General features: G+C 46.2%; 13 protein-coding genes. 8 read left to right on the top strand and 5 right to left on the bottom strand.

The genetic code is table 11. From position 1 onward, the window contains the following. The first annotated feature begins 340 nt into the window (after positions 1–340). Positions 341–2419, top strand: a complete 2079-nt coding sequence (recG, locus tag NX845_RS12765) for an ATP-dependent DNA helicase RecG (RefSeq protein WP_102448468.1) — start codon at positions 341–343, stop codon at positions 2417–2419. A gap of 275 nt (positions 2420–2694) precedes the next feature. Here the strand turns inward: recG and envZ are convergent, their stop codons facing one another. Further along, on the bottom strand, positions 2695–3990 hold the full coding sequence (gene envZ, locus NX845_RS12760) for a two-component system sensor histidine kinase EnvZ (protein WP_102448467.1): 1296 nt from the start codon (positions 3988–3990) through the stop codon (positions 2695–2697). Positions 3991–4306: 316 nt separating this feature from the next. Further along, positions 4307–5026 carry a two-component system response regulator OmpR gene (gene ompR / locus NX845_RS12755; protein WP_004735642.1) on the bottom strand — a complete coding sequence of 240 codons (720 nt, stop codon included), beginning with the start codon at positions 5024–5026 and terminating at the stop codon, positions 4307–4309. 178 nt (positions 5027–5204) lie between these two features. On the opposite strand from ompR, the gene greB reads away from it, so the two are divergent. Together greB and NX845_RS12745 are read left to right on the top strand one after the other, a co-directional pair. Continuing rightward, entirely contained in the window at positions 5205–5687 is a 483-nt protein-coding gene (greB, locus tag NX845_RS12750) for a transcription elongation factor GreB (RefSeq protein WP_017079316.1), read from the top strand. A 716-nt stretch (positions 5688–6403) separates the two neighbouring features. Next, a complete protein-coding gene (locus tag NX845_RS12745; protein WP_065682033.1) occupies positions 6404–8734 on the top strand; it encodes a Tex family protein in 2331 nt (776 codons plus the stop codon). Positions 8735–8995: 261 nt separating this feature from the next. Here NX845_RS12745 and NX845_RS12740 read toward each other — a convergent pair whose 3' ends face one another. Then, positions 8996–9469, bottom strand: a complete 474-nt coding sequence (locus NX845_RS12740; RefSeq protein WP_004735616.1) for a hypothetical protein — start codon at positions 9467–9469, stop codon at positions 8996–8998. Between the two features lie 174 nt (positions 9470–9643). Next, positions 9644–10420 (bottom strand): pimeloyl-ACP methyl ester esterase BioH, encoded by a 777-nt coding sequence (gene bioH, locus NX845_RS12735; RefSeq protein WP_065682032.1) that lies wholly within the window; start codon positions 10418–10420, stop codon positions 9644–9646. A gap of 93 nt (positions 10421–10513) precedes the next feature. Here bioH and NX845_RS12730 point away from each other — a divergent pair, with 93 nt between their 5' ends. The 5 genes from NX845_RS12730 (at position 10514) to NX845_RS12710 (ending at position 16162) form a co-directional block, all read left to right on the top strand. Continuing rightward, entirely contained in the window at positions 10514–11227 is a 714-nt protein-coding gene (locus tag NX845_RS12730) for a ComF family protein (protein ID WP_181258648.1), read from the top strand. 109 nt (positions 11228–11336) lie between these two features. Next, positions 11337–11921 (top strand): Fe-S biogenesis protein NfuA, encoded by a 585-nt coding sequence (nfuA, locus tag NX845_RS12725; RefSeq protein WP_004735612.1) that lies wholly within the window; start codon positions 11337–11339, stop codon positions 11919–11921. Positions 11922–12310: 389 nt separating this feature from the next. After that, the gene (gene nudE, locus NX845_RS12720; RefSeq protein WP_017079321.1) at positions 12311–12862 is read left to right on the top strand and encodes an ADP compounds hydrolase NudE; all 552 of its coding nucleotides are present in this window, start codon (positions 12311–12313) and stop codon (positions 12860–12862) included. A 36-nt stretch (positions 12863–12898) separates the two neighbouring features. Then, on the top strand, positions 12899–13726 hold the full coding sequence (gene cysQ / locus NX845_RS12715) for a 3'(2'),5'-bisphosphate nucleotidase CysQ (protein WP_004735610.1): 828 nt from the start codon (positions 12899–12901) through the stop codon (positions 13724–13726). Between the two features lie 228 nt (positions 13727–13954). Beyond that, positions 13955–16162, top strand: a complete 2208-nt coding sequence (locus NX845_RS12710; protein WP_017094149.1) for a VWA domain-containing protein — start codon at positions 13955–13957, stop codon at positions 16160–16162. Positions 16163–16240: 78 nt separating this feature from the next. Here the strand turns inward: NX845_RS12710 and NX845_RS12705 are convergent, their stop codons facing one another. Next, positions 16241–17020 carry a type II secretion system protein N gene (locus NX845_RS12705; RefSeq protein WP_054547987.1) on the bottom strand — a complete coding sequence of 260 codons (780 nt, stop codon included), beginning with the start codon at positions 17018–17020 and terminating at the stop codon, positions 16241–16243. Position 17021: the final 1 nt, after the last annotated feature.

Here is a 17021-nt window from a genome sequence, read left to right as displayed (position 1 = left end):
CTGTTTTCTGTATCCCCTTTTAGTACCCCGTTTACTCGCACCTCGTATCTGCCCTTATCTTTTCGTATCTCGTTCACCCGTATCCCGCATCTACTCTTATCTCTTCGAATCTCGTTTACCCGCATCCCGTATCTGCTCTTATTCCCTTCGCATCTAGCTTACTCGCATCCCGAATCTACTCTTATCTCTTCGTATCTCGTTTACCCGTACCCCGCATCTGCTCTTATTACCTTCGCATATCGTTCACTCTCATCCCGTATCTGCTTCTAAGCTTTACCCTGTACAAAAATCCAGTAAAATGCTTGAATAGATTATCTCTCTTACGTTTATGAGCCTTGTTATGTCACAGCTTTTATCTGCTATCCCTCTCAACTCTTTATCTGGAGTCGGCGCTAAAGTCGCAGAGAAACTAGAGAAGGTTGGGCTTAACAATGTACAAGACCTGCTGTTTCACCTACCTTTGCGCTATGAAGATCGAACGCGTATCTATCCAATCGTAAAACTGCATGCTGGTTTATGGGCAGCAGTGCAAGGCAAGGTAATGCACGTCGATACCATTTTCGGTAAACGTAAGATGCTCGCAGTAAAGATCAGTGATGGTAATGGCACTATTACCCTACGTTTTTTCAACTTCACTGCAGGCATGAAGAATAACTTTGCTGAAGGCAAACAAGTGCATGCTTATGGTGAGATCAAGCGCGGTAATATGGGGCTTGAGATCGTCCATCCTGATTACAAATTCTTTGCGCCGAGGCAACAGCCAGACGTTGAAGCCAACCTAACTCCGGTGTACCCAACCACCGAAGGGCTAAGACAAGTCACGCTGCGTAATCTTACCGATCAAGCTCTAGATTTAATCGACAAGGCCGCAGTTAATGAGTTGCTTCCATCCGGTTTATACGACCACCAAATAACACTCGCGCAAGCACTGCATACCATTCACAGGCCTCCTCCTGGCATTGACCTAGAGCTGTTTGATGAAGGTAAACACCCTGCGCAGCTGCGCCTGATTATGGAAGAGCTACTGGCGCAAAACCTATCGATGCTGTCTGTTCGTAGTAAAGGGCAGCAAGACAAAGCGATGCCTTTCCCTCCGGTAAACACCCTCAAAGATAAGTTGTTAGCTCAACTTCCGTTTTCACCAACCAATGCTCAAGTAAGGGTGACTAAAGAGATCGAAGCCGACCTTGAAAAGCCACACCCTATGATGCGTTTAGTACAGGGTGATGTAGGTTCAGGTAAAACCTTAGTCGCCGCACTGGCAGCCGTTCGCGCACTCGAACATGGTCAGCAAGTGGCACTGATGGCACCAACCGAGCTATTGGCAGAACAGCACGCGATTAACTTTGCTAACTGGTTTGAGGCGATGGGCATTCAAGTCGGTTGGCTGGCCGGTAAACTCAAAGGTAAGGCTCGTGAAACGGAACTAACACGTATTGCCAGCGGCGAAGCGCAAATGGTGGTCGGTACTCATGCGCTATTCCAAGAACATGTCGAGTTCAAAAACCTTGGCTTAGTGATCATTGATGAGCAACACCGATTTGGCGTCCACCAGCGATTAGAACTGCGTGAGAAAGGCGCAAAGCAAGGCTACTACCCCCATCAGTTGGTCATGACCGCCACCCCAATCCCACGAACGTTAGCAATGACGGCCTATGCCGACCTCGAAACTTCGATTATTGATGAACTGCCACCGGGACGAACACCAATTCAAACTGTGGCAATTCCTGATACCAAGCGCGATGACATTGTTGAACGTGTGAAAAATGCGTGTCTCAATGAAGGCAAACAAGCCTACTGGGTATGTACGCTGATTGATGAATCGGAAGTACTGGAAGCTCAAGCTGCAGCTGATACGGCAGAAGAGCTGCAACGCAAACTGCCTGACGTAAAAATTGGTTTAGTCCATGGCCGTATGAAACCCGCCGAGAAACAAGCGGTGATGCGAGAGTTCAAAGAGAACAAGCTGCATCTATTGGTTGCGACAACCGTGATTGAAGTCGGTGTAGATGTACCGAATTCGAGCTTAATGATCATCGAGAACCCAGAACGTCTTGGCCTAGCGCAACTACACCAACTGCGTGGCCGTGTTGGCCGAGGTTCGGTCGCAAGCCATTGTGTACTGTTGTATCACTCACCGCTATCTAAAACCGCTCAGAAACGCCTAGGAGTGCTACGTGAAAGTAACGATGGCTTTGTGATTGCACAGCGCGACTTAGAAATCCGTGGCCCCGGTGAATTGCTCGGTACCAAACAAACTGGCTTGGCTGATTTCAAGATCGCCGATCTAATTCGTGACCAACGTTTAATCCCAGAAGTGCAACGTATTGCTCGTCATATTCACGATAGCTACCCAGACAATGCCAAGGCGATCATTAACCGCTGGCTAGGCGAGCGCGATGTTTACTCTAAGGCGTAGTTAACATTAAGTCATAGTTAACACTGAGACCGCATTCAAACGTAAAAAAGGCTTCCTCAAGGAAGCCTTTTTAGTGTGCGTTACTTTCATCAAGCAAGAGCGAGATTCCCTATTCGCTCGTTCCTCACGATAGGGAATGACGATCAAAGTAAACTTTCATCATCAAAGTCCATGGTTAGCAATTCGTCATCCTCGAGAGGGAAGAATGACCGAGTCGGGGATCTCTTAACACCTTTCCGAACCGAACCCGTCGCCATAATACAGACCGATGATATTTAAGGCTTCACAGGGAAACTGATCTGCGCTTTTAAGCCACCTTCACTGCGATTATTAACCACTACCGCGCCTTGGTGCTGACTGACAATACGTTTCACAATCGCCAAGCCTAAGCCGGTACCTTCACTACCACGAGCGGTATCACCCCGCGTGAACGGTTCAAACAACTTGCCGACTTGGTCTTCCGGGATCCCAGGGCCATTATCTTCAACGGTCACCCAAGCCAGTTTATTATCGGCCGTCATGCCAGTCGATACCTTGACCCAACCATTGCCATAGCGCAGCGCATTCACCACCAAGTTACTCACGGCACGCTTCATCGCGATCGGGTTACCTAGCGCAGGCTTCATCGACTCTGGAATATTGGTTTCAATTTGTACCTCGTAGCCACCTTCTGAGCTAGAAACTTCTCGGGCAATATCATCGACAAATACCTCTTGGAATGAATCTCGATCAACGGGCTTTAGGTAATCCATAAACTGGCTGATGATCTCATTACACTCTTCGGTATCACTGATGATTCCTTCCGCTAAATAGCTATCTTCTGGCGACATCATCTCGGTCGCTAAGCGAATACGCGTTAACGGAGTACGTAAATCATGACTGATACCTGCCATCAACAAAGCGCGGTCTTCTTCGAGTTCTTGGATACCTTTCGACATCTGATTAAAGGCTCGGGTTACCGAGCGGATTTCTTGCGCACCTTGCACTGGCAATGGTGGTGGAATATCACCACGCCCCACACCTTGGGCGGCTTTCTCTAGCACTATCAAAGGCCGGTTTTGCAAGCGAATGAACAGCCAGCCACCTGCGACAATCAACATCGCCATGATCAGGCTGTTACGGAACAGAGGCGCAAAGTCTTCTTCTTGCAGCTCAGACAGAGGAATACGAATCAAGGAGTTAGGCAGCTGCGCGATGTCCATCCACAACACGTAGCTCTCTTTGCCTAGAATCAGCCGTACTTCTGTTTCAGAGCCCAACTCTTTGGTCATCTCCTCACTCATCAGATCGATTGCTACTGCATGGTAATACTCACCCGCGGCTTCGCTGTCCTTGGCGTGAACCGTCACTCCGAGTTGCTCAAGCACACGTTGACGCAGTGGCGCATCAATCTCGATATCACTGCCTTGATCCAAGACGAGGTTTAGCTCGTGAGCCAGAATCTTATTAAACTGCTGCAAACTCGGCATCAATGCATAGTTAAACACCGCGTAATAAGAAAAGATTTGGCTAGCAACCAACAGGGTTAAAAAGAGCACTATCGACTGAGTAAAGGAGCTACGTATGCGCATAGAAGACCTAAAGTGAGGGATGATAAAGGGATATAGTGGGAACTATAGCTGTAATACCAATCACAGTAAGTAAATGATCATAAATAGCGCCGGAAAAAGGCTTGAGAACAAGGCAGCAATTTTTGATAAGTAGTTATTCTACAATCAAAATTTCTAACGAAGTTATCGAGCGTTTTAACAAGCTAGGATGAGCAGTTATTTACTACGATTGGTATCTCTCATTGTGCTGAATACAAAACGGGCCATCGCATATTAATGAGATGACCCGTAAGATTCACAGAATCGGTAAAGCAGCTATAGAGCTTATAAAGCTGGATTACACAGCTTTGCCATCTGGAACGAATACATAACCCAAGCCCCACACCGTTTGGATGTAACGAGGTTTACTTGGATCTTCTTCAACTAGACGACGCAGACGTGAAATCTGAACATCGATAGAACGCTCCATCGCTGAATATTCACGGCCACGAGCCATGTTCATCAGCTTATCGCGAGACATTGGCTCACGAGCATTCGTCACCAATGACTTAAGTACCGCAAATTCACCTGAGGTCAGAGGCATTGGCTCTTCACCACGGAACATTTCACGTGTACCTAGGTTCAAGCGGAACTCACCAAATGCAACCACAGATTCTTCTGTGCTTGGCGCTCCCGGAGCTTCAATCACTTGGCGGCGCATTACCGCTTTGATACGAGCAAGCAGTTCACGCGGGTTAAATGGTTTTGGTAGGTAATCATCAGCACCCACTTCCAAGCCCACAATGCGATCCACTTCATCACCCTTTGCCGTCAACATAAGGATAGGCAGCGAGTTGTTTGCGTTTCGTAGACGACGACAGATCGATAGACCATCTTCGCCCGGCAACATTAAATCCAATACCATCAAGTGAAAATTTTCACGGGTTAACAGGCGGTCCATCTGCTCACTGTTTGCCACGCTACGCACTTGAAAGCCTTGCTCTGACAGATAGCGTTCTAGTAATGCACGTAGACGAGCATCGTCATCGACCACTAAAATTTTGTAGTTTTCTTGCATGTAATGGTTCCACCTATTAAAGCTCAAACCTAAGGTTAAGCATTCTTGGTAAATTGTATATTGGTATAAGACATTAAAAATGTAACATTATTGGAGAAAAAGTCGCCTAAATAATTGTTAACGTATGTTGCCTTTCTATATATTCTATCTTAGAACATCATTTCATTAAGTCAGATTTATGAAAACCAAACTGATCACCCGAGAAGGTTATAACAAGCTCAAAGCAGAACATGACCACTTATGGCACGAGAAGCGTCCTGAAATCACTAAGATAGTCACTTGGGCAGCAAGCCTTGGAGATCGTTCAGAAAACGCAGACTACACGTTCAACAAGCGTTTGCTTCGTCAGATTGATCGCCGAGTGCGTTTCTTACGCAAGTTCCTGCCTGATGTCACGATCGTGGACTACTCACCGCAACAAGAAGGTAAGGTATTTTTCGGTGCTTGGGTCGAGATTGAGAATGATGATGGGGAAATGAAGAAGTTTCGTATTGTCGGCCCTGAAGAGATCTACGGTGATGCGAAAGGTTATATCTCTATCGACTCGCCAATGGCTAGAGCGCTGCTGAAGAAGGAAGTGGATGATGAGTTTACGGTAACCACACCGGAAGGCGATAAAGAGTGGTTCATTAACTCGATTCGCTACGCAGACGACGCATAGAGCTTATTGCTTATGCCTTGCCTTATGGCTTATGGCTTATGGCTTATGGCTTATGGCTTAGCATGATTAACCGGCCATCACAGATCGAGCAGATAAACCCAAACTCCAGATAAAAGAAAACCCCGCTAGGCTTGCGCCTGGCGGGGTTAAGTCTCTATCGCAGCAATCCGGCTACTGTTTATCTCTTCGAGATAAGGTGCTCCCTGCATCTGTCCTTGATAGTGGCTAAATCCTTTAACCAATTTCCTTTTTGTTCATCGCCATCCTAGCGGTGTCCATTCTAGCCTGTCATCCTGACTGGCGAATCTCATCCAGAGATTATTACTTCCTTGCTGACCACTCATCCTAAGTAATCAAATCTTCATCCTGAAGATACCTAGTCCATTAGGCTTTTTCCTGTTCCTGCCAACTCCCTGTCGACAAGTTAAATATTACGGTATTTGGGCGAGTTTCCTAGATAGTCCCAAAAAACATTTCGAGTGAGAAATACGCCCCAAAATACCATATTATTAAAAATCAACAACTTACAGTTAAATTAAGACATATTTACAGGTTTAAGGCGACTTAGGCTTACATCACGTGTGAGAGATCTCGCACAAAGCGGATATCACAAACGGAAATTCGACTTCTGACACGATAATTACACAGCCAAAGCTAGAAAAAGCGTACGCTCACCCCCATGTATTTGTCATGATATTAAATAAGAGATTCATCGGATGAGCCAAGCTATCTGTCGACTGATTGCTGAAGAACTGAATGTTCGTTCAGAGCAAGTCATCGCCGCAGTCAACCTAATTGACGACGGTAACACCGTTCCCTTTATTGCCCGCTACCGTAAAGAAGTCACGGGTGGCTTAGACGATACCCAACTACGTAACCTTGATAGTCGCCTTTCATACCTTCGCGAGCTCGACGATCGCCGCCAAACGATTCTTAAGTCGATTCAAGACCAAGGCAAGCTCACGCCAGAACTGGAGCGTGACATCACTCAAGCCGACAGCAAAACGCGCCTAGAAGATTTATATCTGCCATACAAACCTAAGCGTCGTACCAAAGGTCAAATCGCGATTGAAGCAGGCTTAGAGCCACTTGCCGATACACTTTGGAATGAACCACAACACGATCCGGAAACCGAAGCCGCTAACTTCATCAGCAGCGATAAAGGCATTGCTGATACCAAAGCGGCACTGGATGGTGCACGTGCAATCGTGATGGAGCGTATTGCAGAAGACGCCAACCTACTTGAAAAGATTCGCCAACATCTCACGCGTAACTCAGAACTCGTTTCACGTGTCGTGACGGGAAAAGAGCAAGCCGGCGAGAAATTCAAAGATTACTTCGAACACAACGAAACACTCAACAAAGTACCTTCACACCGCGCACTTGCAATGCTACGAGGCCGTAATGAAGGCTTCCTAACGTTGGCGATGAATGCTGACCCAGAACAAGAAGAAGGTGTACGTGGTTCATACTGCGAGAACATCATCTCTGATCACTACGGTATTACCCTGAGCAGCGCACCTGCAGATGCATGGCGTAAGCAAGTGATTAGCTGGGCGTGGCGTATCAAGGTTTCTATGCACATGGAAACTGAACTGATGGGCGCGATGAAAGAACGCGGTGAAATCGAAGCGATTGAAGTGTTCGCAACCAACCTTAAAGACTTGTTGATGGCGGCGCCTGCTGGCCCTCGAGCAACCTTAGGCTTGGATCCGGGTTTACGTACCGGTTCAAAAATCGCCGTTGTAGATTCTACTGGTAAGGTTCTGGCAACAGAGACCATTTACCCTCACCCACCACAGAAGCAATACGACAAATCTGCACACGTGGTTGAGCAGATGGTTCGCCAATACAATGTTGATTTGATTGCGATTGGTAACGGTACGGCTTCACGCGAAACAGACAGCTTTGTTGCTGATGTGATTAAACGCGGCAACCTAACAGCACAAAAGATTATTGTCAGCGAAGCGGGTGCATCGGTTTATTCCGCGTCTGAGTTAGCGGCGAAAGAATTCCCGAACATGGATGTATCGATTCGTGGTGCAGTGTCCATTGCTCGTCGTCTGCAAGATCCACTGGCAGAGCTAGTGAAGATTGACCCTAAATCGATCGGTGTGGGCCAATACCAACACGACGTGAGCCAAACTATGCTTGCTAAGCGCCTAGATGCGATTGTCGAAGACTGTGTAAACGCGGTTGGTGTTGATGTGAATACGGCTTCTGCCGCACTGTTAACTCGTGTTGCTGGCCTTTCTAACACCATCGCCCAGAACATCGTGGACTTCCGTGATGAAAACGGTCGCTTCGAAGCACGTACAACACTCAAGAAGGTCGCTCGTTTAGGGCCAAAAGCGTTTGAACAGTGTGCTGGTTTCCTAAGAATCATGGATGGTAAGAACCCACTAGACGCATCTTCGGTTCACCCAGAAGCTTACCCATTGGTGAAAGCTATCGCCGAGAAAAACCACAAAGACATCAAGTCTCTGGTGGGTAATACAGACTTCTTACGTGGTTTACATGCGGTTGATTACACCAATGAGAACTTCGGTGTACCTACGGTAACCGACATCATCAAAGAGCTGGATAAACCGGGTCGAGATCCTCGTCCTGAATTCAAGACAGCAACCTTCGCCGATGGCGTAAATAGCATGTCTGACCTAGAACCCGGCATGATCTTAGAAGGTGTGGTTTCAAACGTAGCTAACTTTGGCGCCTTCGTTGACATTGGCGTTCACCAAGACGGTTTAGTGCATATATCAGCGCTAACCGATCGTTTTGTCTCTGATCCTCATGAAGTCGTGAAAACGGGAGAAATCGTCAAAGTGAAGGTGATGGAAGTGGATGTTCAACGTAAACGTATTGCACTAAGCATGCGTATGAAAGATGAACCTGGCCAAGACAACCGTGCACAACGTTCAAGTACACCTCGCACGCAAAATCGCCCGAATCAAAATTCGCAAGGTGGACAACGCCGCCGTGAGGAACCGCAACAAAACGCGGCGATGGGTGGTGCTTTTGCCGCTGCCTTTGCTAAAGCGAAGAAATAATAGGTCAATGAAACGACTGCGTGTCGTGAAATAAATAGCCTGTAAAAACAAAAAACCTGCATCCCTTAGGGTATGCAGGTTTTTATTATGTGTTCAAAAAAGACATCGAAGTTTGGTTGTATTTTTCGTGTTTATACTCAAAATAATTGGGGTTGCAGCTAGGCAACAAGTAAGTTCAGCCCTATGAACATAGGGGTTCTATGTGATTAGGGTGAACTTAAGCAGTTAACAACGCTGCAGCTTCAAGTATGAAGAGTATATCTATAACACGACCAACATTCCTGATGGAGCATGAGGCGCAACAGCATGACCATAATGATATTTTATGACCTTACGTCGCTTCTCCATCTGTCCCTCTTGAATCGCCGCATCTAAAACATGCTTTGGCAGGCGGAAACGCATGGTATAGCCCTTTCCTTGATCAGCACTGTATGTTCTCAGTGCCAATAAGCTGAACAACCTATCAAAAGGATCTTGTGGCTCTTCTTGGCTAATCGAATTGGCCTCTGACTCGTTCTCCATTTCATAACCTGGATGGTCTGAAGGATCCCAAGCCGACTGCTGCCTTCGCTTATCGTCCGGTTTTACCTTTCGCTCTGCATTGGTTTTCGCCAATGCTACGGCGGGAGCGACAGGTTCTCGAACTCTATTGTCACGCGCAACTTGCTCTGTTTGCACATTAACGGATGGGGCGATCAGTGGCACACTCACTGCAGTTGCAGGTGACACAATCATCGCGAACTCCTCAAGAATCGCCCATCGTTATTGCTATAACACTGTTGCACTGTGAGTCAGCACAACAGGCATAGCCCAACTTACCGCAATCAGCTCAGGAGAGAGTTAGGTCTGAGTATCATGCAACACGTTGGTTAGATTATATATCGACCAAGCCAGCGATAAATTTAGCGATTATTTTTGGGCGAAGCTGACCAGTTCACTGCAAAAGGCATCCGCTTCAGTCATAAATGGCGCATGCGAAGACTGCGTGAAGATATATTGCTCGGTATGAGGTAAGGCTTTGTCCAAATCTTTTGCAACCTTGATTGGCACAAGCCCATCTAATCGACCGTATAAACGCAGCATAGGCACAGAGATCTGCGGCAGTTGTTCACGGAGGTCGACATCAGACAGCATCTTTAAGCCAGCCAATAATGAGTCAGGATTGGGTAATGGGCGCGACAACACCGCTTGCTTGAGTTGTTTTACATCTTGTCTTGCTGAAGGGCTACCCATGGCCTGCAGTGCCATAAAACGTTCGATGGTGGTTTGGAAATCTTCAACCAGCTGCTCGGTGAAGGCGCTTAATACGTTTGGCTGAATGCCTCGCCATAATACGGGTTCTTTTGCGGCGGCGAATTTAGGAGAACTGGCGACAGTCACCAATTTATTGACGTAATCTGAGTGATGCAAAGCCATGTGCGTCGCGACCAAACCACCGAGTGACCAACCCACCCAAATCGCTTGCTTGGGCGCGTCGACCAATAGTTGCTGAGCAATCTCTTCAAGATCTTGAGCGTGGCAGTGCGCGCTGTGTCCATACCCTGGAAGATCGACAACATGCACTCGGAAGTCAGCTTCTAAAGCAGTAACCGTTTGCTGCCATACGGCACCATTCATACCCCAACCGTGAACCAGAACTAAATCAGGCCCTTGCCCAGAAACATGCCAATACAACGCGTCACTCATTCTCAATATTCCCTACTTTTTTCATCGGCGATTATCTGTGCTTTTCAGTATGGTGAGTAAAAGGAACACCATAACCCAAAAGCATCACGAGCTATGTTATCTGATTGGCTACAAAAACACACACCACGTCTGGTCACACCTCAATGCCACCTGTGCAAGCTAGATAAGTCGCACAGTGATGCTCACCCTCGATGGTGTGATTCTTGTCTTAATCTCTTTGAGTCAGTTCCTCGCTGCCAACGATGTGGTTTAAAAACACTGCTCACAATAGAGCAGTGCGGACAGTGCTTATCTCAACCCCCACCTTGGCATCGTCTCTATTGCGTTGGGGATTACACCTTTCCAACAGCACGTTACATTCAACAAATGAAGTACGCCGATAAGTTTTGGTTTGCACGCGATCTGTCAAAGTTATTGGCTTCACGTATCGAGCACCCTGCTCCGCTGATCACCAGCGTACCTCTGCATTGGCGTCGATATATTCATCGTGGCTTTAATCAAAGTCAGCTGCTTGCTAATTACACAGCTCAAGAACTTGGCGTTAAAGATGAGGTGCTGTTCCGTCGAATTCGCTCAACCGCTTCTCAGCAAGGGCTGACTAAATCCGCACGCTTACTTAATCTAAAGAGCGCTTTTACGCTTCGAAAACAAGACTTTCAAGGAACTGTCCCTTCTCACGTCGCGATAATTGATGATGTTGTAACCACCGGCAGTACTGTGTATCAATTATGCCAATTACTACTTGAAGTGGGCGTGAAAAGGATTGATATTTACTGCATCTGCCGCACTCCTGAGCCCTCTGGATAAAAGCTGTGAATCGCTACTTGTACAGCAATCCAACAAAAAAGGGCTGAATTACAAATCTGACAGGAGTAGAATGGCGCTAATAACCTACAAATCTACTCAGGTATTCGTCGTGTCAAATATTACTATTACAGAAACAGCTCAAACTCACTTTGCCAATCTGCTGTCACAGCAGCCTGAAGGTACAAACATTCGTGTGTTCGTGGTAAACCCAGGCACACAAAACGCTGAGTGTGGTGTTTCTTACTGCCCAACAGATGCTATCGAAGCGTCTGACACTAAGCTTTCTTTCGACGCTTTCTCGGCATACGTTGATGAGCTAAGCCTACCATTCCTAGACGAAGCTGAGATTGACTTCGTAACTGACAAAATGGGCTCTCAACTCACGCTAAAAGCGCCAAACGCTAAAATGCGTAAAGTATCAGACGACGCAACTCTGATAGAGCGTGTTGAGTATGCAATCCAAACACAAGTGAACCCACAGCTTGCTGGCCACGGCGGTCACGTTAGCCTAGTAGAGATCACTGAAGAAGGCGCAGCTATCGTTGCATTCGGCGGCGGTTGTAACGGTTGTTCTATGGTTGACGTAACGCTTAAAGAAGGCATCGAGAAAGAACTTCTTCAACAATTCGAAGGTGAATTGACGGCCGTTCGTGATGCAACTGAGCACGATCGCGGTGAGCACTCTTACTACTAATCATTTTACGACTAAGCACTTTACGACTAGGTACTTCATGGTTAGCTACTTCACGACCAAGTACCTTACAACTAAGTGCTACTACGACTAAGCACTCATCCAGTCTTAGCCGGTAGAAAGTTAAAGATTCAATCGAAAGGTTGATGCGCAAGCATCAACCTTTTTTTGTGTTTAAAACAGCAGAGCGCTTTCGAACCGTCTATTTCTCATTCAATGCTCATAATGACGGGCGGGTTACCATTTGGAGTAAGGTATTCAAGTGATCGCAATCGGTTCCTGATCCAATAATTCCAGGATATGAAAACTCGGATCTAGGAACTCAACTCTATTTCCCCTATATTAGAATGACTTTATAAGAAAGAATTCCAATGAGCTAAGGAGCGAGCGCAATGACAAAAAGGACCAAGCCAGAAATTTTGGCTCAACAAACTGTCGCTCAATCAAAACTATTCTCTATCGAGTCTCTCGATTTACGCTTTTCAAACGGTGTAGAGCGTACCTACGAACGCATGAAGCCCAGCGGCCGCAACGCAGTAATGATGGTTCCGATTACTGAACAAGGCGATATTCTGTTAGTGCGTGAATACGCAGCAGGCACAGAGCGCTATGAACTCGGCTTCCCAAAAGGGCTAATTGATCCAGGCGAGCAGCCCAATCAAGCCGCCGTTCGTGAACTAAAAGAAGAGATTGGCTTTGGTGCCAACAAGCTTACTCCCCTAAAAGAAGTGATCCTTGCACCCTCTTATTTCTCTAGCAAAATGACGCTGTTTATCGCAGAAGAACTCTACCCAGAGAAACTAGAAGGTGACGAACCAGAACCACTCGACATTGTGCGCTGGCCACTTGCTCAAGCCGAAGAACTGTTAACGCATCTCGACTTCTGTGAGGCTCGCAGTATTACAGCCCTACTATTAGCCCTTCGTGTATTAAACAATAATTAGAACATTCAGGCTCGCTCGAAGAGTAAGAGAATATTTATGCCAATAACAAAAGATTTGTCTCACCTCCTACCCTCTATCATTGAGATTGCTCGCTCTGCAGGCCAACTCATCTTAGAGATTTACGAGAAAAAGGATTACGAAGAGTTCACTAAGAGTGATGACACTCCAGTAACCAGTGCCGATCTTGCAGCACATAAGCTGATATTAAAAAAACTCAGTGAATTGACGCCTGATATTCCCGTATTATCCGAAGAAGACGCCGACATCAGCCTAGAGCAACGCTCTCAATGGGATCGCTACTGGTTGGTTGACCCATTAGATGGCACGCAGGAGTTCATCGCTAGAAGTGGCGATTTCGCGACAATTATCGCCCTAATTGAACATAACAAACCGGTTATGGGTGTGGTTTATGCGCCAGTTTCGGGTGTGAGCTATTACGCTTACAGTGGTAAAGGCGCTTGGAAAATCCCTGACCTTAACGACAGCGTGAAAATCAAAACGCATCGCCACGAACTGCCAAACCAATCGATCGCAATGGCAATCAGTCGTCGACAAGACATCAATCGAATCACTAACCGTATGAGCTCTGCTTGGAACTATGATTTGGTTCCTTTAGGCTCTGCTGCGCTGAAGGCATGCTTGGTTGCCGAAGGCGCTGTCGATTGTTATCTACGTATTGGACCAACCGGAGAGTGGGATACCGCGGCAACCCAGTGCATTGTTGAAGAAGCGGGAGGCCGAATCCTAAGCACTCAATTAGAGCCACTCTCGTACAATGAAAGAGAGACGCTTGAGAACCCGAACTTCATTGTTCTTGGCGATGCCGACTTACCTTGGGCAGAAATCTTACAAGGTAAAGATTAACTTTATCTAAAGCACCACTATCGATGATGTGGTGCTTTTTCTTCTCAAAACCCTGAACCAAAATAACAATTCCATCAATAGAAACTGACTATTTTATCATTATCATTCATAAAGTTAAGTAGCTCAAAGTTCTTATTCATACCATACTTGTTTCATTGACAAAATTTATACCGACCGATAAAAACATTCCTTATATGTATCTATATTAATTTCATATATCACAAGGATATGGTAGTGAACGTCAATGCTAGGCTTACTAAAAAAACTCTGATTGCTACGTCCGTAGCGTCTATTTTACTTTCTGGTTGTGGGAGCGATAGTGGTTCTTCAGATAGTTCATCAAATGAGGGGGCAGTACAGAAAGACGCGTTAATTTCTACGTTAACTCTCCCTGTTGGTGATTCGGAATGCACTAATGGTGGCTTGAAAGTTATTGCTGGTTACGATGATAACGAAAATAACGTACTAGAAGATAGTGAACATGTTTCCAACAAAACTATTTGTCACGATGGGATAAATAATACCCAGCAAGAAGGTAGCGATATCTTCAATCAAGCTCTAGTGTCGGTTGCTTTAATAGCTAAAACGGACACCAGATGTGATGCAGGAGGGCAACTTGTTACTCTTGGGGTAGATACTAACAATAATAGTATTCTTGATAGCAGCGAAGTTCAGTCATCAGAAGTATTGTGTAGTATCGGGGCAGATTTCGCGCCAAGTGCCGTAATCAACTCAATTACAGCTAATCCGGCCATCGTTGCTGCAAGTGCACAAACAACGCTAACTGCAACCATCAGTAACCTTCAGTCGAATGATAAAGTCACTTGGTATAACGAAAATGGTGATGAATTAACGACATCCGATCCGCTCCAAGTCACCATTCAGGCGGGTGCTGCAGTCGGCCAAGAGAAGTATCAACTCAGCATTGAAACGACCAACGATCAAGGTCAAACCGTACTACAAACCAAAGAGATCATCATCACCGTCGCGGAAGCTCCTGCGCCAACACAGTCTGTCGTTCTCGACAGCCAACAAGTGTTCTTACCTGAAGGTTATACAACCAGTGCTCTTACTGGTGATGTAACAGGTACTATTATCTACGCTGAGCCTGTGACTACCGCAGCGGCCGCTTCGACAAGAAGCTCACTTCCAACACCAGATAACACTGAACTTGCAGGGTTTGTTGCAGAGAGAGGGGCATTAACGGGACAAACAACAGCTCAAGAAATCCTTGTTGCTGGTGTTAGTGCTTTTGCATCTGAACTAAATAGTGCCCAAGTTGTACAAACCTCTCTAACCACTTTGGAAAATGGTGATGTTAATGCAACCTACAAAATCACATTACGAACTGGGTTAAAACTCACGGACATTCTGAATACTCTAATAAATCAAGTAGCCGTGAATAAAGTTGGGGGGACAGCAAGTGCCCTGGTTCCTGCTGCTTCTGAAGTAATACAAACTGAGTACCAACTTGATATTACAACTAGCTACAACAAGGTTGCAGACAGTGCAGTTATTACCAGTACATTGGTGCAAAACGACAAGGTTTTGAATTACTCAGATCTGATTGTCTCAACGACATCGGAAAGTATCCAAGCATCTAAAGATGCAACACTGCAACTGCAAAATGACACGTTTACCGCTCTTGATCAAACGACTTCTAAAGCAGATTTCCTATTTGTCATTGATAATTCAGGCAGCATGGGTAATGAGCAGCAAGCGATCAGTGATTTGACTGTAGCCTTTACTGACACAATTCAAAACGCGGGTGTGGATTTCATGGTTGGTACCATTACAACAGATTCAGATGAACTGCGTGGGAATGGGTTTACTAATGACTTAGTCCAAATTGCTGAAGATTTTAAACCTGGTACCAGAGGGAGCGCTACGGAACGTGGGATATATTACTCTGAACTTGCACTCCAAACCGATGGAACTGCAGAACTCGCAGGATACCCAAGATCTGGCGCTTCACTATCAGTCGTCATCATGAGTGATGAACCCAGTCAATACAAACAGTACAACACTTCAGAGTTTGATCCAAACAACAACTTATTCCTTGATAACGGCTATCGAGTTTACTCTATTGTCGACCCATCAGATGCGGCTCGCAGCCAATATGATGACCTTGCTACATCTACTCTAGGTAAGACCTTGAATATCAATGTTACTTCTGAGTACAAGGCGTTTGTTGAGGTGATGGCCCAAAATGCTGGGGCTTCAAGTGCTGGCTATAAGCTTTCTAAAGCTGAAGCACAACATATTCTTTCATCATCGATTCTAGTCACCGTTAACGGCACGAAAGTAAACCGTAACTCTTCGAACGGTTGGCAATATTACCCACTATCTGAGTCTATCGTATTTACAGGGGCAGCTATTCCGACACAAGGCGCTGATATTGTGATTGCTTATCAATATGTAGATGACGCAAAGTAACTATTAGTCCATAAAGAAAGGGCGATAGAATTTAATTCTACCGCCCTTTCGTTTACTCGTTCACTTTTTAACAAAGCACTAAAAGCGGCCTTGATAAGTAAATTGGTATTTACCTTGGCTATCAGGATTGCCCAACCACTTAAGCTGACTCTGCATTGCTGGCGGGAATTCAGCGCCAGGCTTAAACCATGCCGCCGAGGTGTAGCTTTGATTCGGCGTTACGCTCGCTGAGAACTCGCTGTCTACCTGATCGCTCTTCTGAGCGCCTTTGGCTGCAATTGTGTTGTCTTCACAGGTAATATCCGCAATCACAGGGCCAAGATCTAACGAACCCACTGGCGAGTCGACAGCGGCACCAGACCAAGCAAGCGTACCTTCACCCGATTGGCACCAAGGTTGAGCATGAACAGCATGTTTGATTGTAAGTTCAACTTGTCCGGCAATAGACACTGGCACTGGGATAGCAGGCGCATATTTCATCACGTTGCTGGCTGGCATTGATGCCACTAAGTTTTCCGCGTAAGCACCACTCATGCTATACCCGACACGTCCTTTACCTGATAAGTTCATGTCGCTGTTGCGGCCAAAGCGAACCGCAAGTTCTGCTTTGGCTTGGAATAGTTTAGAGAACTGGAAGTCCCACTGCACTGAGCCGTAATTGACACGCTGCCACGCGATATTGTTAGCGCGACCTTGCCAAACGGTGCCCTCAACGCCTTCAATGCTTAAACCACGCACGACGGGTGCATGCTTGAGAGCAAAAGCGGCAGGCAAATGCAGCAACAAGCTTACCGAGAAAAAAACGATAAAAATGACGCTGAATAACAGGCCGTATTTGAAAGATAAACCGCGTTTCACA

Origin of the sequence: Vibrio sp. NC2 (genome assembly GCF_025195005.1) — a bacterium.
Lineage (GTDB): Bacteria > Pseudomonadota > Gammaproteobacteria > Enterobacterales > Vibrionaceae > Vibrio > Vibrio splendidus.
The sequence above is the reverse complement of the archived record's forward strand: the minus strand, read 5'-3'. Positions and strand labels throughout refer to the sequence as shown.